The sequence below is a fragment of the Fuerstiella marisgermanici genome (assembly GCF_001983935.1).
GTDB lineage: Bacteria > Planctomycetota > Planctomycetia > Planctomycetales > Planctomycetaceae > Fuerstiella > Fuerstiella marisgermanici.
Map to the genome: position 1 here is coordinate 835976 of NZ_CP017641.1, position 26064 is coordinate 862039.

Here is a 26064-nt window from a genome sequence, read left to right on the forward strand (position 1 = left end):
TCTTGGCCAGAAACCGCCGTTGATGCAAACGGTCTATCCCCGTAACGGCGGCCAACAGCAGATTCGACAGCCAGTTGAAGCAATAATGCTGCGTCGTGGGGGTCAGGAGGGCGCAAGCACCCGCCCCGACGTGAACAACCGTTCCGATCGAAATTGCTCGTGTAAACCGCAGCCGGCCATACTCTGAGGCGAATTGCTGCCTCAGAGGGCATCGTCGCCGCTACACGCCCAAATCCCGTTCCAGCCGTTGCAGCCGGTCATCAAGCTCCGAGACCAGCGAATGCAGCTCGCGGATAGTGTCCGCCTGTTCAGACACAACCGTTTCCAGTCGAGCGACCAACGCTTCGGAAACACCGGAGGCCGCGGCGGCAACCGCTGGCGCATTTGCTGCGACTGGGGCTGACGGAGCCGCTGCCGCTGGTGCTGGAGAGGCGGGCGACGCCGCAGGTTCGGGCTGCTCCGGAGCGGCATTGCCGATTTCCATGCCTTCTTTCGGCAGGTAGAACGTATGATCGACCTCGATGCCGCGACGTTCGAGAGGCCCATTCGCCTGCAGGTAGCCCATTTTCTTCAAACCGTCGAGCTCTTCGCGCAGCTGATCCTGACTTTCGATTCGTACCATCCGGCTGGCGCGAGTTCTTAGTTCGCCTAACTGCTGGCGTCCGCGTAGCAGCAGTTCTGCGATGATGGCAAATTGAGCTTCCGAAAAGTCGAATTTGTGTCGCATGTAGTGGCGGTAGCGAGCGGTCCGGCCGCCGCCCATGAAGACTTCGGCCACCAGCAGATCTGACCTCAGATCATCCAGTGCCTGCTGCACTTGATCTTCAGAATATCCAACCACCGGATCACGGTTACTTTTCTGATTGCACGCGGTGGCGGTCGCCTTCAGCGTCAACGGGTACTGTTCCGGCGTCGTAAACGCCTTCTCCATCAGCGCGCCCAGAACTCGGCGCTGAATTTTGGGCAGTTCGCGAATCTGATTCTTGGGTTCTTCAGTCATACCTGGGCCTCATCGGCTTCCTGAATGGGTGGTTTCTTCTGAATTCGCAATCCGTACACGGCGAAGGTTCGATCGGCCATTTGCCACAACCACGGATCAATGGTGTGAACCGTGTCTGGACCGCCGGGCAGCCGTGACAGCATGTTCAGATCTTCCAGCACCAGAGCCGGGTTGGTCCCGCTAAAGAAGTTGCGTTCGTTGATCAGCTTCTTCACGGTTGCCGCGATCGTGTCGTCGGTGGCTGCTTTCAACTCTGGAGCAGTGTCGGAAGACACAATGTCGGTGACAAAAATCGCCACGCCACCGGGACGCAGCATGTTGAGCATGCGACGCAGGTGCCCGACCCGCAGCGATCGCACGGCATTGGTGAACGCGGGACTGTCTTCTGCGACCACGTGCCGCAGCGAATCGAGCATCTGCGAAAACACGCACAGCGAAACCACGACGTCAGATTCCGGGATGTCGGCCAATCCGTTTTCTGACGCCAGTTGCTGCAGGACGAAGGTGCAGTGTTCAATGTTGTCTTCTGTGGGTTCAAAGTCGCGTGATGTCAGCGATAGAAGCGGTTCGGCGATGTCGGCCGGGCCGTGCAGACGCAGCTTTTCACCCGGTACACCGCTGGCTTCACTGGCCGTGCTGATCGCTTCAGCGTCCACGTCGACGAGGTGAATCGTCTGGAACAGTTCGCTGAGTCTCGGCAGCTCCACGTCCAGACAATTACCGGCTCCCAACAGAACAAGGGACGACAGTTCAGCACTGTCAGGCCCGCTCAAGTCCTTAAAGGTTGCCTCGATCAGTCGCATCACCATTTCGCGGTGCGGCTGATACGAATCCGTCAGTGATGCGGTCTGTTGATTCCGCTTCTGGTTGTTGTCAACGAGATCTTTACGCACGTTTTACCTTTTCAAGGTTCGGCGAAATTGTGTTTAGCAGAAGATTTACAACGAATGGTAGCGAATCGACCGGAATGATGGTTCTGCGACACCGTTGACTCTGGCGAATTCCTGTCCATTTTGGCAACAATGGGAGTCGCGCCTACTACGGCAATTTCCGTTGCGGTAGATTTGGTGAATGGCAAAGCGCCGGCCGTCAGTGAATTTAAGAAACGAACCGGCGACCAGTGCCTAACTACTTAAGAAACAGAAACCAGGTCCACGGCAAATGCAGCGGCGTCTGCTGTCAATTTTCACAACGGGAGAGTTTGATGACGAAACGAATTTTCGCAGTTGCAGCTGCCGGTCTTTTACTGGCAGGAGGAACGCAGATGGCTCAGGCAGAACTGAAAGTGGGCGACGACGCACCCGCGTTTGAACTCAAGGGAAGCGATGGAAAGACCTACAAACTGGCAGACTTCAAAGGTAAGTCGGCTGTCGTAGTCGCGTGGTTCCCCAAAGCCTTCACCGGCGGTTGCACCAAAGAATGCAAATCGTTCCGCGAAAACGGCGAAGCGATCCGCGAATTCCAGGTGAAGTATTTCACCGCAAGCTGCGACACGGTGGAAAAGAATACGGCGTTCGCAAAGTCACTGGAACTCGACTACCCGATCCTCAGCGATCCGGAAAAGAAAGTCGCAGAGGCCTATGGCGTTGTCCATGAAGGACGTGCCGTGCCGGAACGCTGGACTTACTTTATCGGGATGGACGGTAAGATTCTGCACATCGACAAAAAGGTGAAAACCGCAAGCCACGGCGAAGACATTGCCGCTCAGCTGAAGGAACTGGAAGTGCCCCAGAAGAAGGGCTGATCGGAACTCCGACTTATACCGTCGACAAATCCGAAGTTACACTGCACAGCATGGCGTTCAGCCATGCTGTGTCATATTACAGACCTGAAACCGATTCGTGGCAGTGTCACTCAGCCGCGTGTTCAGTTGAGCTTCTGATTCGGCAACGCAGTTTAGCATGGCGGCTCGAAACGGCGTGCCCTCGCGGATGGTATGGTCATCTGGCGATAGTCCAAGTGCCGCCGCAGCGGTTGTGGTGATCATCGGCAGCAAGTCCCACACGGGCTCGGTTGTTTGCCGAGCCACCGTCTGCAGTTCTTTCCAGACGGACAAATCCGGATTCGACGAACGTCCGTCGGTTCCCAGCACGACAGTCGCGCCGGCCGCGCGCAGCTTTTTCCACGGGTGCGCTGGATGCTGAAACCATGCGTGCGTCCGCGGGCAATAGACGACCGCGATGTTCGGGTGCCGTCCCAGAAATTCGATCTCTCGATCGCCAAAATAGTTGCCGTGAATCGCCAGCGCGTGAGGCACCTTTGCCAGCTTTTCCAGATAGGCCAGCGGAGTAGTGCCGGGCGGAATCGCGACGTCGTCCCACAGCTCCAGCGACTTCAGGAAGTCGGCGAACGGGCCGGTTTGTTGATCGAGTAACTGCAGTTCGGCGGTTGTTTCGGCCAGGTGCAAGGCTAGTGGAACTCGGTGATCAATCGCCATTTCTACCATGCTGTCAAACAGGTTCGGATGCACGCTGTACGGAGCATGAGGACTCAGCCCCCGAACGATTGACGCGTCGTTAAGTTGGCCATCGGCTGCGACGTGCTCCGTGGCAACCGCGAGCTGTTCGGCGATGCGTTCAGCGCTCCACCCAATCACCTCACGAAAGCTCACGCCGCTGCATCCGGTATCACGGCAAGCCATCTCGAATGCGGCCCGGCCATCAGCAGACGTTGTGATTTCGCCGAGCACTCCGACGCCAGCGGTCACTGATTCTGCCACGCCCGCCTTCACGTCGTCCGCGACTTCCGCCGCGCGGCTGGTTCGGTAATCGATGACGCTGCGAATCCACTCGGTGAAAGGATTCGGCGGGGGCAATGGCTGAGCGCATCGGGAAAATTCCAGATGCGTATGAGCGTTCACCAGCACCGGCATCACGACAACCTGGGCCGCAAGGCGCTGTTCGTCGAGCGGCAGCGGGCGGATTTCCTGAACAATGCCGTCGACAATGGACAGTCGCATATTCTGCTGCGGCGGCTGGCCGGGATTCATCAGCCAGCCGCAGCGCAGAATTTCGGTGTGTGACGCCATGAGGTCTTATTCGGAGGCCTGGTCTCAGGAAACCGCTTCGATATTCCAGCCGTCACGGTAATCACGTCGCAGCCATTGATTGGCGTCTTCGTGGTTGGTGATCTTCATCGCTTCCGGATCCCAGGTCAGCTTTGTCCCGCGGTACCGCGCCGCGATGTTCCCCAGCAACACAGCTTCGGTCAACGGTCCGCCGTATGCGAATCCGTCGCTCGGCTGTTCGGCACTTAAGCAACCATCCACCCAGCCATGATAGTGGTCCTTGCCTTCCACCTTTTCAATTTTTGCGTCGGGATAAACCTTCGGAGCACCCACGTGCGGCAGTACCAGGCTCCCTTTTTCGCCGATGAACAACGATCCACTGCGCGGCAGGCCTTCGCCGGCAGGCAAGTGGGAACCTCGAGTCGCAGGCAGGCGTCCGCCATCGTACCAGGTGATTTGAAGCTGCTCGCCCGCGGTGAATTCCGTGCCTGGGAAGGTGTAGTCGACGGTTGTCTGAGCTGGCCAGACTTCGTCGTTCATTCCTGTATGATCAGCCTTAAAGTCCATCGGCGCTTTGTCGATCTTCAGAGCCGTGAAGACCGGATCGAGGATGTGGCAGCCGAAGTCACCCAACGCTCCGTTACCAAAGTCCTGCCAGTCGCGCCAGCCCCATGGGTGGTAAACGTTCCAACCGCCGTATGGTCGTTCCGGAGCGACGCCCAGCCATAGGTTCCATGCCAGCGTTTCCGGCTTGGCTTCGGGAGCCTTGGGGCGGCTAATGTGAAACGACTTCCCGTGTCCGGTGGCTGCGCACCAACTGTGGACTCGATTCACTTTGCCGATGCTTCCGCCCTGAATTGCATGGACGGCGGTACGATAAAATTCGTGCGAATGAATCTGGTTGCCTAAACGAGTGATCACGTCAGACTTCTTTGCCTGTTTCGCCATCTGCCGAGCTTCCCACACGTTATGAGTCAACGGCTTCTGGCAGTAGATGTGCTTGCCACGTCGCATGACGTCCAGGCCAATAAACGCGTGCATATGGTCCGGCGTAGACACGGTGGCCGCATCGACTTTGTCGCCGAGATCTTCCAGCAGTTCGCGGAAATCCTGCTTGACCGGTGCATCGGGATTCAGCTTGCGGACTTTTTCTGTCCGCGACAGGTCCACATCGCAGAACCCGACAAACGCTGTTTGATCGTGACTCGCCATCGCGTTGATGTCTGACCAACCCTTGCCTTCACAGCCGATGCCGACAAGTTGCAGTTTTGAATTCAGGTTTTGGCCACGAACAATGGCAGGAGCAGCGACGGAAGCGACAGCGGCGGTTTTCAGAAACGTGCGGCGATCGAGCATGAGGTTTTTCTCCGATAGGCAGGATTTGGCGGGACATCAGCCCGTCAGAATAGCACCGCCACCACGCCGCATCAAGGAGCGGCGATCGCTCACGCTGCCGGGACGCTCCGGTCACTGGAAGAAAACCAACGGCGAAGATCGTAGCGCTGTTTCCGTGACTCGCAGCCAGCGACAACTGCCCGCGTCCCGAAGTGATGGCGACATGCTCGCACCAGCAGTCGACAGCTCGTGCGTTTAGGAGTTCCCCGTCGTCAGGCGATTCGTCATGCGAAAAGTCGCAAGAGCTACTGGAACATGGCCGAGACCATCGCCAGTGGTGTCGGCTTTACGAACGCGGTGCTCGCGGAACAGGGTCTCCTGAGCCTGAAACATCTCTGGAACGAACTGGCTCCACTTCGTCGAACCGCCTGATGCGGTCCCGCATGTCAGGTGGTGTGGGGAGGGTCGCTGGAAACGGTGATCCTTACCCGATTTATGCCCCTACCATTCATTCTCCATTATTTGTGGCAAGAGGGATTCGACACGGTCCAATTCAGCGCAGTAGTCATCGACATTCGGTGTTCCGTCAAACGTGATTGTAAACGCGAGGTTTGAGTCAGTCTTTGGATCTGCGTCACATACAGCCTGAAGCAACTCAAATAGCTGATGCACGGCATCGCGAATTGGCTCTGCCCAGCCTATTTGGAGTTCGTGGACGGTCTCCATTTCGTCAGGTGGGATGATCGCTAGCGATGTCTTTTCGAACGCGACTGATTCCCGATAAAGGTCGACTATCGTTTGAGTCCGATCGAGGATGCGTTTGGGATCTGCTGGCGTCTCCTCCGTGGAAGTCAACGCCTGCGGAAACTCGAACAGCATCGTCTTCTTTGCCACCCGCAGCATTCTGAAGCAGTTTTCCGGCCGTCCGGCCAGCCATTGAAAATAGGACCGGAAGTCGCGCGGCCGTGATGCCACGACGTAAACGTTGTCGTTACGAATGTCTTGCCATTCGCGATCTATCGGAGAGACCAAGTGGGCCAGAACGGACTTGGCGAATCGAAATTCCCATTTTGGCCGCTGGAGATGCGCAAGACGACGGGCATGCGGAAGTAGGTCTTCCAGACCGTCAGGTACTGTGTTCACGTATGCCCAGAGACGTGCAACGACAGATGAGATGGCCGCGAACGCGAGTATCCATGTGTACGCGACTGGGCGATTTGCCTCTAGCCCCAGTGAACTCACGGACGCTTCATAAATCGACCATAGTCCACCGAATGACGCAGACGCAAAGGTGAGCAGTGGAAGCGGACGTGAGAAAATGCCTTTCACGTGATCCCAAACGGTCTTATACGAGAACGCGAAAGTTGCAGTGTTATTCGTGATCGGATTGTCGAGCTCGCTTGACATCTGCGTTCATTCGTGAGGGGAACATCTATTCGGGCATAACGTCTGTGATCAGCGGGTTGCGGCAAGTGATCACCAAAGACAGAAAACCAGCGGCCCACAACTCCACTGCATCACTTTGGTGCGCCAGGCATGGCGTGTGTTCTATGGGCGTAAGTCCCCTGTACGACAATGGAGGTCTTGCAGACTGATGGTACATCCATTGAGCTGCAGGAATCAAGTACGAGACGAGGGCAACTGCGGGGAGATAACGAACCGTGGGGAAAAAGCCTGCGAGTGCGCGCTTTTGTGGGCCTGTTTTTCGCCACCGATCACACTCTCGTCAAAGCTGCGTGGTTACGAGCAGAAATCGGATACAAGGGCAGGTGCGGACAGCCAACGTAGGTCAGGCTCCTGCCTGACTTCCTGTCTTGTTGTGAATCGCGGCAGGCGGGAGCCTGCCCTTCCAGGCTTGAATTTCGCGGCCGGCACCGGCTCCCAAGATTGTACCGGCTTTGCTTGGTCGCAGATGTTTTCGCGTGGAGCTAGACTGAGCGGCAGCGAAACCTGTCCAGGCGTTCGCAGCCTTCGGTGTGTGTTCCTTTTACTTTCTGAGTTGCAAACTATGAGAAATAGACTCGTCCCGTTCCTGTTGGTGCTCGCAGTCGCAAGCAGTCGTGCGGCTGCAGATCGGCCCAACATTATCTTTATCTTCTCAGACGACCATGCGGAGCATGCGATTTCCGCTTACGGGTCGAAAGTGAATCAAACGCCGCATCTGGATCGGCTGGCGTCGGCCGGTGCTCGGTTTACGAATTCGTTCGTGACGAATTCCATTTGCACACCCAGTCGAGCCACACTGCTGACGGGGCAGTATTCTCATCTGAACGGCGTGCCCGTTTTTAATCGCTTCGATCCGTCGCGCGATACGGTTGCCAAACATTTGCAGGCTGGTGGTTATCACACGGGGATGATTGGCAAATGGCATCTGGGTTCTGACCCCGTTGGCTTTGACCGCTGGTGCGTGTTGCCTGGTCAGGGCGCCTATCGGAATCCTTCGTTTCTAACGCCTGGTGGCAGGCTGCGAATTGAAGGCCACTGTACCGATGTCACGACCGATCTCGGCATTGAGTTTCTGAAGACTCGGCCAGCCGACAAGCCGTTCTTTCTGATGCTGCATCAGAAAGCCCCTCATCGGAACTGGGAACCCGACGATCGCAACAAGGCTCGTTTTAAAGACAAAGTTATCCCGGAACCCGACACGCTGTGGGACGACTACGCGACGCGGCCCGCCGCTCTGCCGGAAAACGAACAAACGGTGGCTCACGATTTGACCCGGCGTGACTTAAAGTTTGAACCGCCGAGTGAACTAAAAGGACGTGAACGCAACCAATGGCTGGGCACGAAGCCAACGGAAATCACGGTCGATGGCAAAGTGCTGACGGGGGATGAACTGACCAAATGGAAGTACCAACACTACATGCGGGACTACCTGGCATGTGTGCAGGGCGTTGATGATGGCGTTGGTCGAGTGCTCGATTTTCTGGACGAAGCCGATTTGGCAAAAAACACGATCGTGATCTACTCAGCGGACAACGGCTGGTACCTTGGCGACATGGGAATGTACGACAAACGCTTCATGTACGAACCGGGTTTGCGAGTTCCTTTGATCGCCAGCGGACCGGGGATCACCGCCAGCAGCACGCCTGATCAGTTTGTGGCCAACATCGATCTCGCGCCCACCTTTCTTGACCTGACGGGACTGCCGATTCCGGAATTCATGCAGGGCCGATCGTTGGCTCCGCTGCTGAAAGGAGAATCTCCGGCTGATTGGCGCGAGTCAGTGTATTACCGCTATTACCACGATCCCGGTCATCACAATACGCGAGCCCACTATGGCGTCCGCACGAAGACTCATAAGCTGATCTACTATTGGACCAAGGATGCGTATGAAATGTTCGATCTGGTGAATGATCCGGCCGAACAACACAACCTTTTGTTCGAAAAGCAGGAAGCCAGCCAGCCGGATATTGTGGCGAAGTTCGCGGAATTGAAGGCCGAGATTGTTCGGCTGCAGAAACAATTCAAAGACGACGGTCAGTACGCATCACCGTCGACATGGCCCAAAGGCAGTGCCGACGGTCCATTCCGGCAGAAGGCACTCGGCGACAAAAAAGTGAGTGATGCGATTGAACTGAGTGCGGTGAACTGACGCAGGGCCAGAGCCACGATCGATGCATCGGCGCTGGAATGCATCGGTCGGGCTACTTTAATTCGTGCACCCTGATCGCTCGGAAGTCGAGATCCGTGGTGGGGTCATGTCCCTGCAGGCTTAGATGTCCTGCCTCCAGACGCAGCCCCTTCCGCGGATTCGGGTCGGGTCGACGGTCGTCCGTCCAGTCCAGCACCTGATAGCCATTCACAAAGCTGGCGAAGCGGTTGCCCTGAGCGATCAGCGTTTGGACAACCCATTCGTTGTTGTTGGCCACAATGTAGCGAGCTGCCTGGCGACGGTAGATCGCTCCACTGCCGAAGTCCAGTGGCTGAGTTCGGTCGCCATCTTTGAAGTCGTGTTGAATCTGCATTTCGTAGCCGTGCGACGGTGCTTCTTCCGTGCCCGCGATGGTCCGAAAGAACACGCCGCTGTTGGCGGGCCGTTTGTCGGCGATCGCTTTTTCGTCAGCGATGTTGGATTCGACATGTAGAATGAAGTCGCCGAATGTCGCTTCCGTTTCCAGAAACCCGGGACCGTCTTCGGCATGCAGCATGCCGGCAACCACCGTGAATTCGCTCTTACTGCCCGGCACTTTTCGGAAACCGGTCAGATCTGTTCCGTTGAAGATGTCTTTCAGGTTTAGCGGTTTAAGAAACACGTTGCGGAACGCGATGCGTCCGGCATTCATCTGCAAACCAATGCGACCTGATGTTCGCACGTGATCAGATGCGTCCGTGAAGTCGACGATCTGCTTGTCATCAAGCTGCACTTTGATGTTGGTCCCTTCGCAGCGAACGTGAAACGTGTGCCATTCGTCTTCGACCTCGGGAACATCCTTCGCCACATGGCGACCGACGAAGCTGCCGGTTTTGTGAGTTTCATGGCTGTCGCAGATGTTCAGTTCGTAAGTGTCGGTGGTCGCGTCGGCGACGTCGTCGGCTGATCGTAGAAAGACGCCGCTGTTGCCACCTTTAGCGAGGTGGAAGTCACATCGGAATTCAAAGTCGTCGAATGCGAATGGCGTCATCAGCAAACTGCGATCGCCACTGTCCGCGACGATCGATCCGTCTTCGACGTGCCAGTTCGATTCGGTCGGAACGTCCCAGCCAAACAGCGTGGTGCCGTCGAACAGACTGATCCAGCCGTCGCGAAATTCTTCTTCCGACAGCTGTGGCTTAACGAAGACAAGCTTTGCCTCGGCCTGGTCCTGCTGCGTGGCGGTGCTGTCTGCAGCGTCTGACTTTGGTGCGTCGGCATTTTCCGTCGTGCCGGACGGCGTCTGAACGGCTTGCTCACCATCGCCGCAACCAGGCAGGCAAACGCAAAACAGCAGAACGGAGGCCAAATTTATTCTGAAGCTCATTTATTCTTCTCAGTTAGAGTCCAGCGTAAAAACGATTCCAGAAACACGTCAATGTCGCCATCCAGTACCGGCTGTGGATTGCCGACCTTGGTCGCTGTTCGAGCGTCTTTCACATACTGGTCAGGGTGCAGCACATAGTTGCGAACGGTCGCGCCGCCGAAGCCGATTTTCGACTTCGCACCTCGCTTCGCCGCCAGTTCTTCGTCCCGCTTTTCCATTTCCATTTGGTAAAGCTTGGCCTGCAGCATCTTTCTCGCGGTCGCTCGGTTCTTATGCTGGCTGCGTTCGTTTTGACACTGCACCACCACGCCGGTTGGTCCGTGAGTCAGCCGGACGGCAGAATCGGTCTTATTCACGTGCTGACCGCCCGCTCCGCCCGCACGATAGGTGTCTTCGCGAACGTCGCTATCCCAGTTAATGTCCACCTCGAAGTTATCGTCCAGTTCGGGACTAATATCGACGGCGGCAAAGGCTGTGTGACGACGACCGGCCGAATCAAACGGGCTGATGCGAATCAGACGATGGTTGCCGGTTTCGCCCTTCAGATAGCCGAACACATAGTCGCCTCGAATCGCAATCGTGGCGTTGCGAATGCCGGCTTCTTCACCTTCTGAAATATCGATTTCTTCCAGTTTAAAACCGTGACGTTCGGCCCAGCGGATATACATGCGAAGCAGCATCTGAGCCCAGTCGGCCGAATCCGTTCCGCCTTCGCCCGCCTGCACCTGCACGTACGCGGCGCACACATCTTCAGGTTCTGACATGGTGGCCTGCAGTTCGACTTTGTCGACGTCGCTTTCAAGCTTCGTGACGGTCGACTGCAGTTCGGCTTCGCTGGCCGGGTCTTCTTCGGCGAATTCGATCAGGACCTGAAGGTCGTCGCCGGACGAAACGAGATCTTCCAGAGGACCAACGACGCTTCTGAGTCGCTGCATTTCTGCAACGGTTGCCTGAGCCGCTTCTGGTGAATCCCAGAAGTCCGGCGCGTTCATTTTCTCGCTGACTTCGGCTAGTTGTTTTTGTTTGCTCTCGAGGTCAAAGACACCCTCGAAGGTGAACGATGCGCTGCATCAGTTCCTCACACTTGTCTCGCAGTTCGGCTTCCATGAACGTTGCTTCCACGCTTTCTGAATTTAGATTCGGATCGAAGATTCACTGCGGATTTCACCAGAGCGTAGCGTCAGTTACAACACGTGGGACCATCAGGTTTCAGAATTGTGTGGGGTTGTGGGTCGGAACCGCAGAACATCGGAGAATGTGATGCCGAAATCCGTGAAATACGTTTTGAACGCGATCCCGCTCGCACTATTGGCGGCGTTCGGATGGTGGTTTGCGAATGGTGCCGTTCGGCAGAAGGGCGTGGGACTGCTGGACCGCCAGCCCTTTCCGATCAACAACATGTACGCATGTGCTGCAATCGTTGGCGGTCTTGCCATCGCGTCTTTCATTCTTGCAGACGTGTTCGTGACAAGGCGTCGCCAGCGAATGGAGACAGTCGCCGGCTATCTGGGCTTCAGCTTTCGCGAGAAACTCGGACGCAACGGCTTGAAGCTGAGCGGACGGATGCAGCTGTTCGACGACTGGGAATCCGGTCGGAACCTGATTGCCGGGACGACTGATGAAACGGAAATTCGAGTCTTCGATTTTGTGAAATGCTGTCGGTCTCGCAGCCACACAACCTCCGGCGGTGACGACACGACGACTCGCTATGAGCAGACGGTTTTCCTGATTGACTTGCCGGACCACGTGAGGCTGTCGGTGCAGATTCTGCATTCAAGGTCGACGTTGATGCTGAGAACAGTCTTCGGCTTTTCCGGGATTGAATTTAGCAGTGGCGACGCATTTCTGTCAGACGATGACCAACAAGCGCTGGAGACCTTCAACAAAAAGTACATGGTCGCGCGTTCACTGGTGCCCACAGCGAACTCCACGAAGAGCAGCCCTGACTCTGACGACCTGCTGCGAAAACTGGAACATACGATTGGCTTGCCATTGATTCGAGAACTTGTCAATGGGCCTGGCTGGTCCGTTGAACTTTGTGAATCCCACATGGCGATTTGGATTCACAACAAACTCATACGCCCTCAGGATATTCCGGATCGCATGAATCAAGTTCTGGCGATCGTGAAACAACTGGTCGACGGTGTTGGGGCATCTTCGGCTTTGAAGCTGACAGCGACCGGTGAGACGTCACTGAATCCAGAGCTGCCCTTTCGACAGTTCGGGTTGCTGGCCGGCAGCGGCTGTCTGGGCATGTTTTTGGCCGCTGCGTTGTTTGCCCCTATCTTCTTTCTGTTTGTCGACCAAGCGCCTTGGCTCGTTTTCATATGGCCAATTTTCGGAGCGGCCGTGGTGGCCGCAACGGTGTGGGCGGCGTTCAAAATCGCCGGCCGCTGACTGAACGGGATCGTTTCCCGCGCGGCTGAAAAAGATTCTTGTGGAATCGGGAGCGAGCCGTGTGGCCGGGGTTGGACTGAGCGAAGCCAAGGAAACCCCGGGGGCACTCGTGCCTCGCTCCAACCCCGACCACACTCGATGAAACCGTGTGCCCATTTTGCTGGCGAGTTATTCACGCCTTGTCCGAAATGTCGGTTCGGTACCAGGCACCGTCCCACGTGATTTTCGTGACGGCTCGATACGCTGCCTCTTTGGCTTCCGGGATGGAAGCTCCCAATGCGGTCACGCCCAGAACGCGGCCACCGTCGCTCAGCACCTGCATTTCTTTATTTTTGGTTCCCGCATGAAACACTTTCGTGTCGTTTAACGCATCGGCCGTACTGATGCCTTCGATCACTTTGCCCTTTGCATAACTTTCGGGATAACCTTCCGACGCCATCACGACACACACAGCTGCGCGGTCGTCCCATTCCAGACCGTCCAGTTCAGACAAGCGTCCGGACGCGGCCAGCGACAGCACTTGAGCCAGGTCTGACTTCAGACGCATCAGCACCGGTTGAGCTTCCGGGTCGCCGAAGCGGACGTTGTATTCCAGAACCTTCGGGCCGTTGGCAGTTAGCATCAAACCGGCGTACAGCACGCCAGAAAACGGGTAGCCTTCCACCTTCATCGTGTGAACAGTCGGCACCAGAATGCGGCGAATAATGTCGTCCATAACTTCGTCCGTAACGGACGTCGCCGGACTGTACGCTCCCATGCCGCCGGTGTTTGGGCCGAGGTCTCCGTCGAGGGCTCGCTTGTGATCCTGCGACGTTTCCAGCGGGATGATCGTGTCGCCATCGACGATGGCCAGAATGCTGACTTCCTGACCTTCCAGACATTCTTCAATCACCACTTTACGGCCGGCCACGCCGAAGTTGTCGTCTCGCAGCATCCCTTTGACGGCGGCTTTGGCTGCCGCTGAGTTACTGCAAACGCTCACGCCTTTGCCGGCTGCGAGCCCATCGGCTTTCACGACCAGCGGGCCATCCTCCAAAGCGTCGATGTAGGCGTCGGCTTCTTCCTGCCGCGTAAATGTCTTGTACGCGGCCGTTGGAACGCCTGCCTTCTTCATGATTTCTTTGAAGAACGACTTACTGCCTTCCAGTCGAGCGGCGGCTTTGGAGGGGCCGAAGATATTCAAGCCGTGAGATTTGAATTCGTCTACGATGCCCGCCACCAATGGGACTTCCGGGCCGACAACGGTGAGTCCAATGTCGTTGTGCTTGGCAAACGACATCAGCTGTCCGATGGCGTCGGCGGCGATGTTGACGTTTTCGCCGTCTGCTGCCGTGCCTGCGTTACCTGGAGCGCAATAAACTTTTTCGACGCCGTCGCACTGCGACAGTTTCCATACCAGAGCGTGTTCGCGACCGCCCTGTCCGACTACCAGAATCTTCATCGTGTTTCCGCTTTAAGACATAAAAAGAGCTCGCGGAGAATACCGCGAGCTCTTGCGTTTTTCGAACCTGTCACGTGCATTGCTCGTTCTGAGAATGCAATGCCGTTCGGTTACGGGTTGGTGGAAGGAGGCGACATGTCCGGCTGAAGCAGAAACGGAAACACTCGCACAGCCTGGCCAGGAGCGTGTTCTTTCTTGTAAGCCAATTGAGCCGCTCGGTCGGCCGCGAACTGCAGTCGGGTGAAATCCAGACCGCAGTAGCTGTCGGCATCGGCTTCAGCTGCAACATCGGCAAACATTTCGCCAGCCGAAGCTGCGTGACGTCGAACGCCGTGGATGCTGCGTTCGCGAACTTTCACGCCCGCTGCGGACAGCTTGATCAGCCCTTTGAGAAAACGGCCTGAGGTCGTGTCCGCACCGGAAACGCGCCACAGGCGTTCCCATTCTTCGTGAGCTTCCCAGTAGTAGCCGAGGTTGAAGAAATCGACAGCCAGCAGATAGTTACGGTTGTCAATCCAGTTCTCGGGGCTTAACGCCTTTGGGCCCTGGCCAGGAGCATGTTTGCGGCCGTAGCTATGGCCCTTGGGGTCGCGTATTGGGTGAGGTAAGCCGGATCCTGGAAAAAAAGCATATTCAGGAACAGGGATGGACGGAAGTAGTCGTGGGCATTCCGCATCAGCCGTGAGCATATTCTGTGGGCCTTAAAAAAGTTCATTGCCTGCTGCGGCCAAAACCGCAGTCCGTTGTGATTCCCCAAAAGATACGGCCTCCCGCCGTTCACAATCGTTGTGCAAACCTGTTCGGCAATCCGTCATTTCACTTCGGTTCCGCATCATCGTTCGTCTTTGCCATTCGAAAAACCACCGGAAACTGAATGCATCCCCTCCAGATCACTGAAAAATCACACGCTGAGCGCAGAAATCCTGATCGGAGAATTTGGGATAGATCGTGTTTTGGGGGAAGAATGCGGCGAATGGGAAGACGTGTTTTGAGTCTTCAATGCTGTGCTGCGGGTGGGAAGGTGGTGACAGGTCGCACGTTGAGGTTTTGCGCCTTTTCGGGAACTAATTGCGACTTTACACGCATTTTTCAGGACAGCCAGCACTTATTGCTCGATTTCGCATAGATTCCGAACGTTCAAAAGATGGTGCATGTCCTTGGGAATACTGGCCCGCGGGAAAATGGCAGAATGGTGCGAAGGGGCAATTTTTGACCTTGAAAATGTGCCCGATCCACTTACGCCTGAGGAAAGGCTGTAACAGTGATGAATCGTATGCGGGTGTTGTGTTGCACACTAACAGGTTGTCGCGCGCACTCGCATGGCAAAAGACGGTGTGTCAAAAAGGTTTTAGCCCGAGGTTCGTGCCGTGGCGCTCAGAAAGCCCGAAACGGGCGACAGCGAAAGGAGTTACAGAAAACCGCTGTCACCCCTTTCGGGGCTTCCTCAATTTTGTTTGACCGTGACCTTGGGCTTACGCCCAAGGCTACGTGCTGCCGCCCTCCAGGCTCAACGCAGAAATGAAGCACATCCCACAACCCTACGGTGTGCACCTGCCAACACGAGATTCTTGACACCCCAGCCTAAACGTGGTGCTCGGCGCTCGAATCCCGAATAACCGGTCGGCCGCTTTGAGGGCTCTGCGGCCTGACTTTACATTCACGTGCGATACAATACAGCGAACTTAGCCACCCGTGTTTCAATCGCATTGCCGCTATGCCTCAGTTCCCTCGCTGCCGTCCGTTCGCCGTTTTTGCTGTCGTCTGCGTCGCGTTGCTGCCTGGTGAACGCGTTCAGGCTCAAGTGGACTTCGCGACTCAAATTAAGCCGCTGTTGTCAGACCGCTGCTTCCTGTGTCATGGGCCGGATGCTGAAAACCGTCAGGCTGGCCTGAGGCTGGATTCGGAAGAAGGCGTCAAGGCTCCGCTGGAATCAGACGGCGATCTGTTTGCGGTCGTACCGGGCAAGCCGGAAGCCAGCGAACTAGTCGCTCGCATCACAACGAACGACGCCGATCTGAAAATGCCTCCCGCCGATTCCGGGCTCTTGCTTAGTAAAAGCGAACAGGATCTTTTGACGGAGTGGGTGAAGCAGGGAGCCGAGTGGAAGGGGCATTGGGCGTTCGAACCGATCGTTTCGCCGCCTCTGCCCGACGTCAAAAACGCGGAATGGTGCCGGAACCCGATCGACCGATTCATCGTGGCAAAGCAGGAAGCCGCCGGGTTTGCTCAAAATTCGATGGCGTCGAAGGAACGGTTGATCCGTCGAGCGACCTTCGATTTGACGGGGCTGCCGCCGTCTGTGGAAGAGATTGACGAGTTTTTGGCGGACAAATCGGAAGGTGCCTTCGAACACGTTGTTGATCGCTTGCTGGCGTCCGAAAATTTTGGAGAACGCATGACGGCTGACTGGCTCGACGCCGCTCGGTATAGCGACACCTACGGCTATCAGGTGGATCGCGATCGCTTTGTCTGGCCGTGGCGCGATTGGGTGGTCAACGCCGTCAACAGTAACATGACATACGATCGGTTTATCGTAGAGCAACTGGCGGGCGATATGTTGCCCAATGCGACTCGCGAACAAAAACTGGCCACGACCTTCAACCGACTGCATCCGCAAAAGGTGGAAGGCGGCAGTGTGCCGGAGGAATTCCGAGTCGAGTACGTGGCCGACCGAGCTCAAACGGTGGCGACGGCGTTCATGGGATTGACTTTCGAATGTGCTCGCTGCCACGACCACAAGTACGACCCGATCTCGCAGCGCGAATATTTTCAGCTGTATTCCTTCTTCAACAACATCGACGAAGCGGGGTTGTATTCGTTCTTTACCAGTTCTGTTCCGACGCCAACGTTGCGGCTGCCGACGGACGATCAAAGCAAGCAGCTTGCCGATGCGTCTTCCAAGGTCGCGGCCGCCGAACAAGCTTTGCAGCAGCGATGGGAACAGTTGCAACAGCCGGACGTACAAAGTCAGTTGCTTAAATCTGTTGCGATGTCACCGCCGAGTCTGGAATCATTGGGCCAAGTCGCGTCATTCGATTTTGATTCCGGCAACTACGGAGCCAACAAGCTGGTCGATTCTCCTCGCGGAAAAGCCGTGAAGTTGACGGGCGATCACGCCGTGCATGTGAAGGTCGGCAATTTTGCCAGGTGGCAGCCGTTTACTGTCGCGACGTGGTTGAAGGTACCTCAGAAGTTTGAACGCAGCGTCGTGTTTCATCGTTCACGAGCGTGGACGGATGCGGCCAGTCGCGGTTACGAATTGCTGATCGAAGATGGCAAACTTAGCGCGGCACTGATTCACTTCTGGCCAGGTAACGCCATTCGAATTGTCGCGAAGAACGAGCTGCCGATTAACGAATGGGTTCATGTTGCGATCACGTACGATGGTTCCAGCAAGGCGGCCGGGCTAGAAATTTGGGTGAATGGGCAGGCCATCGAAACGGAGGTCGTGCGAGACAAGCTGTACAAAAACATCACAGGCGGTGGTGGCGATAACATCAATATCGGCGAACGCTTCCGCGATAAGGGCTTCGCGAAGGGGCAGGTTGACGACTTCAAAGTGTTCGACCGGGAACTCACGGCGCTGGAAGTGCAGCATCTGTTTACCGGTCAAGCAGCTAGTGAAGCGTTGTCTGCAGCTGTTGATTCGGCCACTCCTGCGGAGCCCGAACTTGTGCGATTTGCCATGGCGGTGTCGGACCCCGTCTACAAAGGACGACTCAATAATTTGCAATCGGCTCGCGAAGCTTTCGCCAAACTGCAGGACAGCGTTCAGGAAATCATGGCAATGAACGAATTGCCAACACCTCGACAGGCATACGTGCTGACTCGAGGCGCCTACGATGCTCATGGTGACCCGGTATCGTCGGATGTGCCTGCCGCGTTGCCGCCGCGAAGAGAAAACATGCCGCCGAATCGATTAGGCTTAGCAAGATGGCTCACGTCGGACGAACATCCGCTGACTGCGCGAGTTGCCGTTAACCGCTTTTGGCAGGCGTGCTTTGGGAACGGCCTGGTCCGCACTCCGGAAGACTTCGGCAGTCAGGGAATGGCGCCAACGCATCCCGAGCTTTTGGATTGGTTGGCGGACGATTTTCGTCGCCACGGTTGGGACGTAAAGCGTCTGTTGAAGCAGATGTTGATGTCAGCCACGTACCAGCAAAGCAGCGACGTTGACGCGGAGCAGCACCGCAAGGATCCGGAAAACCTGTTGCTGTCGCATGCACCCGTGTATCGGCTGACAGCGGAAATGCTGCGAGACAACGCTCTGGCCTCCAGTGGACTATTAAAGAATCAGCTCGGCGGCGCTCCAGTGCGGCCGTACGAATTGGCAGCGTCGTTCAAGCCTTCGACTCCCGACAAAGGGGCTGGCTTGTATCGCCGCAGCCTGTACACGTACTGGAAACGAACCGCGCCCGCTCCGATGATGATGACGCTGGACGCGAACAAGCGTGAAGTTTGTCGAGTCAAACGAGAACGCACGGCGTCGCCGCTGCAGTCATTGGTCGTCATGAACGGGCCTCAGTTTGTCGAAGCAGCCCGCGCACTGGCAGACACGCTGATGCAGAAGCACGATGACGACAATAATGCAATTTTGACGGACATGTTCCGCCGCCTTACGAGTCGTCAACCGTCAGATCACGAACGCGACGTCCTGCTGCAATTGCAGAAGTCGCAACAGGCTCATTTCGCCAACAACGCGGAAGAGGCGGACAAATATCTGTCCGTCGGCGACGCAAAACCTACTTCGATAGACAAAGCTCGACTGGCCGCGTGGGCCAGTGTGGCCAATACTCTGTATGCCTTTGACGAATGCATGATGAAACGATGAATAATCTGTCAACAAACCTTTGCACCGGATTCGCCAATGGCCGTTCCATGTCGCGCCGCGACGTGCTGCAGAACTTCGGCATGGGACTGGGGGGTATCGCGCTGGCAGATATGCTGACGTCGCAGGCTGGCGGGTCGGAGACGGCGACCAACGTTCAGTTGCCGCGGAAAGCCAAGCGAGTCATCTACTTATTCCAGAGTGGCGGGCCGTCACAAATGGATCTGTACGATTACAAGCCGTTGCTGAATCAGAAGCAGGGTGAAGAGCTTCCGGAAGAAGTCAGGAAAGGGCAGCGTCTAACGGGGATGAGCGGCAATCAGTCGTCGTTGCCGCTGGTTGGGTCGCCTTTCAAATTTGAGCAGCATGGTGACAGCGGTGCATGGTTCAGTGACCGGCTGCCTCACCTTGCGGAGATCGCCGACGATCTGTGCTTTGTGAAGTCTATGCACACTCCGGCGATCAACCACGGCCCCGGCGTGACGTTTATGCAAACGGGTAGTCAGTTTCCCGGTCGGCCCAGCATGGGAGCCTGGCTGGACTACGGTTTGGGCACCGAGAATAACAATCTGCCTTCGTTTGTTGTGATGGTCACGAAGGATAAAGGCGGCCAGCCGCTGGTGTCTCGCCTGTGGGGCAGCGGCTTTCTGCCGTCACGTCATCAAGGCGTTCGGTTCCGAGCGGGCGACGAACCGGTGCTGTATGTCAACAACCCGGCGGGCCTGAGTTCCGGCAGCAAACGAAGAATGCTGGACGCGCTGAACGAACTGCACACAGCTCAAACCGCCAACCGAGTGGACCCGGTCCTGGAAACAGAGATCGCTCAACACGAACTCGCGTTTCGCATGCAGACATCGATTCCTCAAGTGACCGACGTGTCGTCCGAGCCGGACCACATTTTCAAGATGTATGGCGACGACGCGAAGACGCCCGGAACGTTCGCCGCCAACTGTCTGTTGGCTCGACGACTGTGCGAACAGGGAGTGCGTTTTATTCAGTTGTACCATCCGGGCTGGGACCAGCATGGCGGACTGCCCGGCGGAATCAGCAATCAGTGCAAACAAACCGATCAGGCATCGGCCGCGTTGGTGATGGATCTCAAACATCGAGGCCTTCTGGACGACACGCTGGTGTTTTGGGGCGGTGAATTCGGCCGCACAAATTATTGTCAGGGCCACTTATCGAAGAACTTTGGCCGTGATCATCATCCTCGCTGCTTCACCATGTGGTTCGCAGGCGGCGGCATCCGTCCCGGGACAACATACGGCGAAACTGACGACTGGTGCTACAACGTGGCAACGAACCCAGTATCCGTTCACGACCTACACGCGACGTTGCTGCATTTGCTGGGCATCGACCACAAAAAGCTAACCTACCGCTATCAGGGCCGCCGCTTCAGACTGACGGACGTGCACGGCGAAGTGATTGAAGACGTGCTCGCGTAGAAACAGTCTGATGAACGGTGCCGGTTGTATCTCAACACCGCACCGATTTCGTGGGTGGCTCGGTAGTTTGATGCTGAACCACAGCCACACGCAAGTTTGCAACAAGCCGGGCTCGTCGCGATCAGTAGATCCTGTTGCTTTTCTGCTTCACGCGCCTCACGACGGCTTAGCAGAGTTGGCTTCGGTATCGATTGGCAGTACGGCGATAAAGCGATTGCCGGTGTCCAGGGTTTCCTGAGTCAGGATGCCATTATGCATTCGGACAATTTGCCAGCAGTGACACAGGCCGAAACCCAGGCCGCGTCCCGCCTGGCGGCCGGAATAGAACGGATCAAACAGATGTCGACGGATTTCCACCGGGATCTCAGGCCCATTGTCCGTCACAGAAACGCTGGCCGCGTAGGACGCTTCACGCCGAATTTCCACCGTCACGTGACCACCGCCTTCAAGATTCTGCACGGCCTCACAAGCGTTGCGGATGAGGTGTGCAATTAGCGTTGAAAGCTGAGCCTGGTCGCCGAAGGCCAGAATGTCTTCGTGAGAGGCCGTTACCGTGATGATGCGACCGAATGTTGCATTCAGGTTGGATACGATTTTCTTCGTGATGCCGACCAGACCGCACTGAGAAAATTCAGGCTGTGGCGGGCGAGCGAACAGCATGGTGTCGCCGATCATGTCGCGGATTCGCCAGGCCTGAGCTCCGATGGTTTCGAGCGCCTGCCGATGGTCGGCTCGATCTTCACGTTTCAGCAGCAGCTGAGTCTGGCCGATAATGCTGCCCAGCGGGTTGTTGATTTCATGGCCGGCACCGGCAGCGAACTCCGCCATGGCTTCCATGTGTTCGGGATTCGCGAAGGACGTGATCGGCGTCGTCCAGCGAGACAGCAGCTTGCGGCTAAGATCCTGGATTAATTCGATGCGTTCTTCGTCAACGGTCGCTTCGTCGACATTCACCAGCACCACCGAAAAGTGTTCCGGCCAGCACAGGATCAGGTTCGGATCTTCAATCGAACACGGACCGCCCTTTGAGTACAGCCGCTCCGGCCGCATCAGCATGGCGAAACCGGCGGTCTCACGCCCAACGTAGATCGTCAGGTGACTGTCTTCGCGCTGGCCATGAGCCACGATGCAGGAGGTCGTGGAATCGAAAACGGCCACAGAAACGCGGTCGGCTCCGACGAAATTCATCCACGCCGCCGCGCAGGCCAGCGCGGCGTCTTCAGCGGTCGAAGGAGAGACCAGAGCCTGCAGGATCTCCAGATCCCAGTCTTCCTGGTCACTGTCATCCGGCCCTGTGAACGAGCTTCGATTGTTGGCGCTCATACAAGCCGGACTCGACACATACCTAAATAAAAACAGCGGTCACCCCAAGGCGACCGCTGGAAAATCCGTACTGCTTCTGTACCAAATCCTATGCCGTCAGTTGCTCGATGTCCAGCAGACGACAGATCCGCTCGATCAACGCATCGACCTCAAACGGCTTCTGCATGAAATGATCGGCTCCGGAATCCTTCAGGTCCTGGATCTTGTCCTGTTCAACCATTCCACTGATGCAAATGATACGGACGTCATCCAATGCTGAATCGCTGCGGACTCGCTGACACACTTCTTTACCGTTGATGTCCGGCAGCATCACATCCAGAACGATAATGTCCGGATGATACTCTTTTACCATCATGCCCGCGTCAAAGCCGTTGTTGGCCATTCGCGTTTCGAACCGACCGTCCGCCTCAAGGGCGTCGACGATCAATTCCACCAATTCTTCATCGTCGTCCACAATCAGCGCCTTGCGTTTACCGCTTTCCAGCGCGTCTGTGGGGATCCCGTTATCCTTCATAAACTTATAAAGAATGTCGCGAGGAATGCGACGAAAACGAGAACCTGGTACCCGAAATCCTTTGAGCTGACCGGAGTCAAAGCAGCGAATAATAGTCTGCTGGCTTACCTTGCAGATTTTCGCGGCTTCTCCTGTCGTAAAGACTGTCTTCATGCTTCACAATCCGTTCTGTGATGAGCGATGACCTGCCTTGCGGCAGTTGTGCAAATCCGACCCCGGTCGGATACCATCCGTGTATCGCCAGGAACAAAAAAAGTTCGACCCAAAGTAACAGCTAGTCCAACACCCGGACGTCACTGCTCGTGTGGACAATCAAACTGTCGAACCTCGCCAGACCAACTGACTCATGGTAGTCCCCCTAGCTTTCTTGTTCCTCAACACCGCCGATTGTATCTAAACCGGGAAGTCGGTCAACGGCAGTTTGGTGCTGTAGTCCACCCGGTTTAACTCACTTGCAGAAACTGCTGAAAGTCGCCCATTTGGAGTTTGGCAAGACGGGCAGCTTCGGCGATTCCCGCGTCTGGGGCGAACCTCAACCGCTTTCTGTAAAACAGGTTACGGCGAGACCGAAGTCGCACGGTCGGACGGGTCGCTGTTCTTCAGATACATCATCAAAACTGCGATGTCCGCCGGAGTGATGCCGCTTACCCGGCTCGCCTGACCAACGGTGGACGGACTTATTTTGCTTAATTTCTCACGCGCTTCGTGGCGAAGTTGTGGCACGCCGGTGAATTGGAACGAATCAGGGATCCGAATACTGTCGACTTTCTGCAGCTTCGCAATTTCGCCCTCCTGCCGCCGGATATAGCCCGCATATTTGACTTCTATCTCCGCGTGCTGCGTGCAGCGTTCGGGCAGCCCCATTTCGGCAAGCTGCGGACAGTATTCTTCCAACGTGTGCCACGTTGTTTCCGGGCGACGTAACCATTCGCTCAGCGATTTGCCACGATAGCGGAGCGTTTCGACGGCAGCGAGCGCTCGCTGAACTTCGGCTTCGTACGTAAGAAAGGCCTGCTTTCGCGTTTCGTCGACGGTGCCGAGTTCGATTCCGAGTGGCGTGAGTCGCCGGTCTGCGTTGTCCTGCCTTAACAGCATCCGGTATTCGGCTCGAGACGTGAACATCCGATACGGTTCATCCACGCCTTTGGTGACGAGGTCGTCAATGAGCACTCCCAGATACGCCTGGTTTCTGTCCAGTACGAATTCGCTGCCGTCGCGGATTTTGAGAGCTGCGTTGATCCCGGCCAGTAAGCCCTGTCCGGCCGCTTCTTCGTAACCCGTCGTGCCATTTAATTGGCCGGCAAAGTACAAGCCTTCAACCTTGCGAGTTTCCATCGTAGGGAACAGTTGCGTTGGCGGTGCAAAGTCGTATTCGACGGCGTAACCGAATCGCATGATGTCGGCGTTTTCCAAGCCGGGGATTAATCGGATCATGCCGTCCTGAACGTCGCGCGGAAGGCTGGTCGAAATCCCGTTGCAGTAGTATTCCAGAGTGTTCCGGCCTTCTGGTTCCAGAAAAATCTGGTGCGATTGCTTTTCGGCGAAACGAACCACCTTGTCTTCAATGGACGGGCAGTATCGTGGACCGGTCGATTCGATCTGACCGGAATACATGGGAGACCGCGACAGGTTGGCTTTGATCAAATCGTGTACTGCGGGCGTCGTTTCTGTCAGGTGACAGGGGATTTGTTCCTGTTCGATCCGTTCAGTCATGTACGAAAACGGCTGAGGTATTTCGTCGCCCGGCTGTTCTTCGCATTTCGAAAAATCGATCGTGCGACCGTTGATACGAGCTGGAGTGCCGGTCTTGAATCGCTGGAGTTCGAAGCCGAGTTGCAGCAATTCGCCCGACATACCGTGAGCCGCTTTTTCGCCCGCTCGCCCACCTTCCGTTTGCGTTTCGCCCGTGTGCATGATCGCTTTCAGGAAGGTGCCGGTTGTCAGGATGACGGCCTTCGCAGAATACACGACGCCTCCGGCAGCTCGCACGCCGACCACTTTGCCGTCGGCCGTTTCCAGCCCTTCGATCAATTCCTGACGCAGACTCAGATTCGGCTGCTGCTCGACTCGCCACTTCATTTCGAACTGGTAGCCCTTTTTGTCCGCCTGAGCTCGCGGGCTGTGCATCGCCGGGCCTTTGCCGCTGTTCAGCATTCGAAACTGAATGCCGGTGGCGTCGATGACCTTTCCCATTTCGCCGCCCAAAGCGTCGATTTCACGGACAATCTGCCCCTTTGCGACGCCGCCAATCGCAGGATTGCAGCTCATTTGAGCCACCGTATCGCAGCTCATCGTCAGCAAGGCCGTCTTGGCGCCAAGTCGAGCCGCCGCCAGGGCAGCCTCCACTCCGGCATGGCCGGCACCGACGACAACAACGTCAAATTCGTAGGGGGAATTCATTAGGCAAACAGTTTTCGTAGTTCAGACGTTCAATCACTGCGGGCGGACAGGCCGTCCCATCGCGCAGAGTGAGATCATACGGATCTGCGAAATGAGTTACCGATGCGTAAGCCTGACTTTTCGCAGAACCCGCCTTCTTTTGCACCAACTTACCATTACCACGAAATCGTCGGTACGGTTTGGCCCGCGCGGTAGGTTTCTGCCTGCGGTTGCAGGACGCTCATCGCATTGGCCTGAGCGGTCGATCGCAGGTCGGCGGATCCGCCCCACGGAACGGGGGTTACCGTCAGGCCGTCGTCGGTCTGCTCCAGGCGACTCGGGAAATAAGTCGGGCGATCGCCTTTGACGGTGACATCTTCGGTCAGCCGCCCCAGCACGGTTTGAGGCATCGGGTTGGCGTGCCCGGCAAACTGCCTCATGGCCGCTCGCACGAACAGTTCAAAACACACCATGCTGCTGACCGGGTTGCCTGGCAAACCGAATACCCAGCAATGACGGTCAGCCGTTTTCAATTGGCCAAACCAAAGTGGTTTGCCGGGCTTCATCTGAATTTTGTGGAACACCTGCTCAACGCCCGCTGCCTGAAGTTCGGCGGGCACAAGGTCCAGCGTCCCGGCGGAGACGCCTCCTGACAACAGCAGAAAATCGCATTCCAGGCCCTGCTGAATTTTCGGTCGAAGGTCGTCCTGAGTGTCTCGGGCAACTCCGAGTGGGACCGGCGTTCCGTGGGCTCTTTGAATCTGGCTAACCAGCATCGGTTCATTGGAATTGCGAATCCGCCCCGGCGTAAGCGGCTGATCGATCGGCAGCAATTCGTCACCCGTCGCAAGAACGCTTATCGTCGGACGGCGGAAAGTTGGCACGTTTGCAACTCCGAATTCCGCCAGCACAGCAATGTGCTGAGGCTGCAGCAACGTCCCGGCCGCCATCAATGGCTCACCTGTCTTCGCCGCGGAACCCTGCCGCAGGACGTTTCGTTCCGCCGCAACATCGCCGCCGTTGACAACGACTGAGTCTGGCATAGCTTCGTCGAACTGAACACGTTCGATCGGTACAACGCAATCAGCGCCCAGTGGAATCGGAGCGCCCGTCATGATCCTCGCCGCATCGTCTTTCGCGGTATGGCTCGGAACGGTGCCAGCTGTGATCGTTTCCAGCACTCCCAGCGTTCGTTCAACGCCTTCTTCGAACGCGGCGCTGTTGACGGCGAAGCCATCCATCATCGCTTTATCGAAAGGCGGCGAATCGTGCGGCGTTTTTAGATCTTCCGCGAGCACAAGGTTAAGGCAGTCCTGCAACGGGACGGCAGCCGCAGGACCGGGCTGCACATGCTTAAGGATTTGTTGAAGAGCTTCGTCGACAGTGAGCATGATGAATGAGTGTATTGTTGAATAGGTGACGAACTGCGGCGCG

General features: G+C 56.5%; 18 protein-coding genes. 5 read left to right on the forward strand and 13 right to left on the reverse strand.

Annotated elements, in window-relative coordinates; genetic code table 11:
• Positions 1 to 220 precede the first annotated feature (220 nt).
• Together Fuma_RS03100 and Fuma_RS03105 are read right to left on the reverse strand one after the other, a co-directional pair.
• Positions 221 to 1000, reverse strand: coding sequence for a DUF480 domain-containing protein (locus Fuma_RS03100; RefSeq protein WP_077022846.1), 780 nt, complete (start codon positions 998 to 1000; stop codon positions 221 to 223).
• Complete coding sequence (locus tag Fuma_RS03105) at positions 997 to 1893, reverse strand: hypothetical protein (RefSeq protein ID WP_077022847.1); 897 nt, start codon at positions 1891 to 1893, stop codon at positions 997 to 999. The genes Fuma_RS03100 and Fuma_RS03105 overlap by 4 nt, the downstream gene beginning before the upstream one ends.
• 311 nt (positions 1894 to 2204) lie before the next feature.
• On the opposite strand from Fuma_RS03105, the gene Fuma_RS03110 reads away from it, so the two are divergent.
• Complete coding sequence (locus Fuma_RS03110) at positions 2205 to 2744, forward strand: peroxiredoxin (protein ID WP_077022848.1); 540 nt, start codon at positions 2205 to 2207, stop codon at positions 2742 to 2744.
• Positions 2745 to 2801: 57 nt separating this feature from the next.
• Here the strand turns inward: Fuma_RS03110 and Fuma_RS03115 are convergent, their stop codons facing one another.
• From Fuma_RS03115 to Fuma_RS03125, 3 genes are all read right to left on the reverse strand, one after another.
• Positions 2802 to 4028 (reverse strand): amidohydrolase family protein, encoded by a 1227-nt coding sequence (locus tag Fuma_RS03115; protein ID WP_077022849.1) that lies wholly within the window; start codon positions 4026 to 4028, stop codon positions 2802 to 2804.
• Positions 4029 to 4052: 24 nt separating this feature from the next.
• A complete protein-coding gene (locus Fuma_RS03120; RefSeq protein WP_077022850.1) occupies positions 4053 to 5363 on the reverse strand; it encodes a Gfo/Idh/MocA family protein in 1311 nt (436 codons plus the stop codon).
• A 480-nt stretch (positions 5364 to 5843) separates the two neighbouring features.
• The gene (locus Fuma_RS03125) at positions 5844 to 6749 is read right to left on the reverse strand and encodes a hypothetical protein (RefSeq protein WP_077022851.1); all 906 of its coding nucleotides are present in this window, start codon (positions 6747 to 6749) and stop codon (positions 5844 to 5846) included.
• A gap of 601 nt (positions 6750 to 7350) precedes the next feature.
• On the opposite strand from Fuma_RS03125, the gene Fuma_RS03135 reads away from it, so the two are divergent.
• Positions 7351 to 8937 carry a sulfatase family protein gene (locus tag Fuma_RS03135; protein WP_077022853.1) on the forward strand — a complete coding sequence of 529 codons (1587 nt, stop codon included), beginning with the start codon at positions 7351 to 7353 and terminating at the stop codon, positions 8935 to 8937.
• A gap of 52 nt (positions 8938 to 8989) precedes the next feature.
• Here Fuma_RS03135 and Fuma_RS03140 read toward each other — a convergent pair whose 3' ends face one another.
• Both Fuma_RS03140 and prfB read right to left on the reverse strand, forming a co-directional pair.
• The gene (locus Fuma_RS03140; RefSeq protein ID WP_083731768.1) at positions 8990 to 10303 is read right to left on the reverse strand and encodes a 3-keto-disaccharide hydrolase; all 1314 of its coding nucleotides are present in this window, start codon (positions 10301 to 10303) and stop codon (positions 8990 to 8992) included.
• Positions 10300 to 11410 (reverse strand): peptide chain release factor 2 gene (prfB, locus tag Fuma_RS03145; RefSeq protein WP_218922379.1). Its coding sequence is split into 2 segments (ribosomal slippage): positions 10300 to 11340 and positions 11342 to 11410, totalling 1110 coding nucleotides; the frame shifts between segments, so codons are not numbered across the junction. The genes Fuma_RS03140 and prfB overlap by 4 nt, the downstream gene beginning before the upstream one ends.
• A gap of 153 nt (positions 11411 to 11563) precedes the next feature.
• Here prfB and Fuma_RS03150 point away from each other — a divergent pair.
• On the forward strand, positions 11564 to 12700 hold the full coding sequence (locus Fuma_RS03150) for a hypothetical protein (protein ID WP_077022854.1): 1137 nt from the start codon (positions 11564 to 11566) through the stop codon (positions 12698 to 12700).
• A 172-nt stretch (positions 12701 to 12872) separates the two neighbouring features.
• On the opposite strand, the gene purD is transcribed toward Fuma_RS03150, so the two are convergent.
• Together purD and Fuma_RS03160 are read right to left on the reverse strand one after the other, a co-directional pair.
• Positions 12873 to 14141, reverse strand: a complete 1269-nt coding sequence (gene purD / locus Fuma_RS03155) for a phosphoribosylamine--glycine ligase (protein WP_077022855.1) — start codon at positions 14139 to 14141, stop codon at positions 12873 to 12875.
• A gap of 110 nt (positions 14142 to 14251) precedes the next feature.
• Entirely contained in the window at positions 14252 to 14830 is a 579-nt protein-coding gene (locus Fuma_RS03160) for a DUF309 domain-containing protein (RefSeq protein WP_077022856.1), read from the reverse strand.
• A gap of 1025 nt (positions 14831 to 15855) precedes the next feature.
• On the opposite strand from Fuma_RS03160, the gene Fuma_RS03170 reads away from it, so the two are divergent.
• A complete protein-coding gene (locus tag Fuma_RS03170) occupies positions 15856 to 18972 on the forward strand; it encodes a DUF1553 domain-containing protein (RefSeq protein ID WP_077022858.1) in 3117 nt (1038 codons plus the stop codon).
• Positions 18969 to 20414: a DUF1501 domain-containing protein gene (locus Fuma_RS03175; protein ID WP_229360838.1), complete on the forward strand. Its 1446-nt coding sequence runs from the start codon at positions 18969 to 18971 to the stop codon at positions 20412 to 20414. Before Fuma_RS03170 ends, Fuma_RS03175 begins: the two co-directional genes overlap by 4 nt.
• Positions 20415 to 20570: 156 nt before the next feature.
• On the opposite strand, the gene Fuma_RS03180 is transcribed toward Fuma_RS03175, so the two are convergent.
• From Fuma_RS03180 to Fuma_RS03195, 4 genes are all read right to left on the reverse strand, one after another.
• A complete protein-coding gene (locus tag Fuma_RS03180) occupies positions 20571 to 21737 on the reverse strand; it encodes a sensor histidine kinase (RefSeq protein ID WP_077022860.1) in 1167 nt (388 codons plus the stop codon).
• 88 nt (positions 21738 to 21825) lie between these two features.
• Positions 21826 to 22404 (reverse strand): response regulator, encoded by a 579-nt coding sequence (locus tag Fuma_RS03185; RefSeq protein WP_077022861.1) that lies wholly within the window; start codon positions 22402 to 22404, stop codon positions 21826 to 21828.
• A 402-nt stretch (positions 22405 to 22806) separates the two neighbouring features.
• A complete protein-coding gene (gene mnmG, locus Fuma_RS03190) occupies positions 22807 to 24651 on the reverse strand; it encodes a tRNA uridine-5-carboxymethylaminomethyl(34) synthesis enzyme MnmG (protein WP_077022862.1) in 1845 nt (614 codons plus the stop codon).
• Between the two features lie 155 nt (positions 24652 to 24806).
• Positions 24807 to 26021: a molybdopterin molybdotransferase MoeA gene (locus Fuma_RS03195; RefSeq protein ID WP_145943941.1), complete on the reverse strand. Its 1215-nt coding sequence runs from the start codon at positions 26019 to 26021 to the stop codon at positions 24807 to 24809.
• Positions 26022 to 26064: the final 43 nt, after the last annotated feature.

Coding starts and splice junctions, on each gene's coding strand:
- Fuma_RS03110 (WP_077022848.1), top strand. CDS start 2,205: ATGACGAAACGAATTTTCGCAGTTGCAGCTGCCGGTCTTTTACTGGCA.
- Fuma_RS03170 (WP_077022858.1), top strand. CDS start 15,856: ATGCCTCAGTTCCCTCGCTGCCGTCCGTTCGCCGTTTTTGCTGTCGTC.
- purD (WP_077022855.1), bottom strand. CDS start 14,141: ATGAAGATTCTGGTAGTCGGACAGGGCGGTCGCGAACACGCTCTGGTA.
- Fuma_RS03125 (WP_077022851.1), bottom strand. CDS start 6,749: ATGTCAAGCGAGCTCGACAATCCGATCACGAATAACACTGCAACTTTC.
- Fuma_RS03140 (WP_083731768.1), bottom strand. CDS start 10,303: ATGAGCTTCAGAATAAATTTGGCCTCCGTTCTGCTGTTTTGCGTTTGC.
- Fuma_RS03180 (WP_077022860.1), bottom strand. CDS start 21,737: ATGAGCGCCAACAATCGAAGCTCGTTCACAGGGCCGGATGACAGTGAC.
- Fuma_RS03175 (WP_229360838.1), top strand. CDS start 18,969: ATGAATAATCTGTCAACAAACCTTTGCACCGGATTCGCCAATGGCCGT.
- Fuma_RS03135 (WP_077022853.1), top strand. CDS start 7,351: ATGAGAAATAGACTCGTCCCGTTCCTGTTGGTGCTCGCAGTCGCAAGC.
- Fuma_RS03120 (WP_077022850.1), bottom strand. CDS start 5,363: ATGCTCGATCGCCGCACGTTTCTGAAAACCGCCGCTGTCGCTTCCGTC.
- Fuma_RS03195 (WP_145943941.1), bottom strand. CDS start 26,021: ATGCTCACTGTCGACGAAGCTCTTCAACAAATCCTTAAGCATGTGCAG.
- Fuma_RS03160 (WP_077022856.1), bottom strand. CDS start 14,830: ATGCTCACGGCTGATGCGGAATGCCCACGACTACTTCCGTCCATCCCT.
- Fuma_RS03115 (WP_077022849.1), bottom strand. CDS start 4,028: ATGGCGTCACACACCGAAATTCTGCGCTGCGGCTGGCTGATGAATCCC.
- Fuma_RS03185 (WP_077022861.1), bottom strand. CDS start 22,404: ATGAAGACAGTCTTTACGACAGGAGAAGCCGCGAAAATCTGCAAGGTA.
- mnmG (WP_077022862.1), bottom strand. CDS start 24,651: ATGAATTCCCCCTACGAATTTGACGTTGTTGTCGTCGGTGCCGGCCAT.
- Fuma_RS03100 (WP_077022846.1), bottom strand. CDS start 1,000: ATGACTGAAGAACCCAAGAATCAGATTCGCGAACTGCCCAAAATTCAG.
- Fuma_RS03150 (WP_077022854.1), top strand. CDS start 11,564: ATGCCGAAATCCGTGAAATACGTTTTGAACGCGATCCCGCTCGCACTA.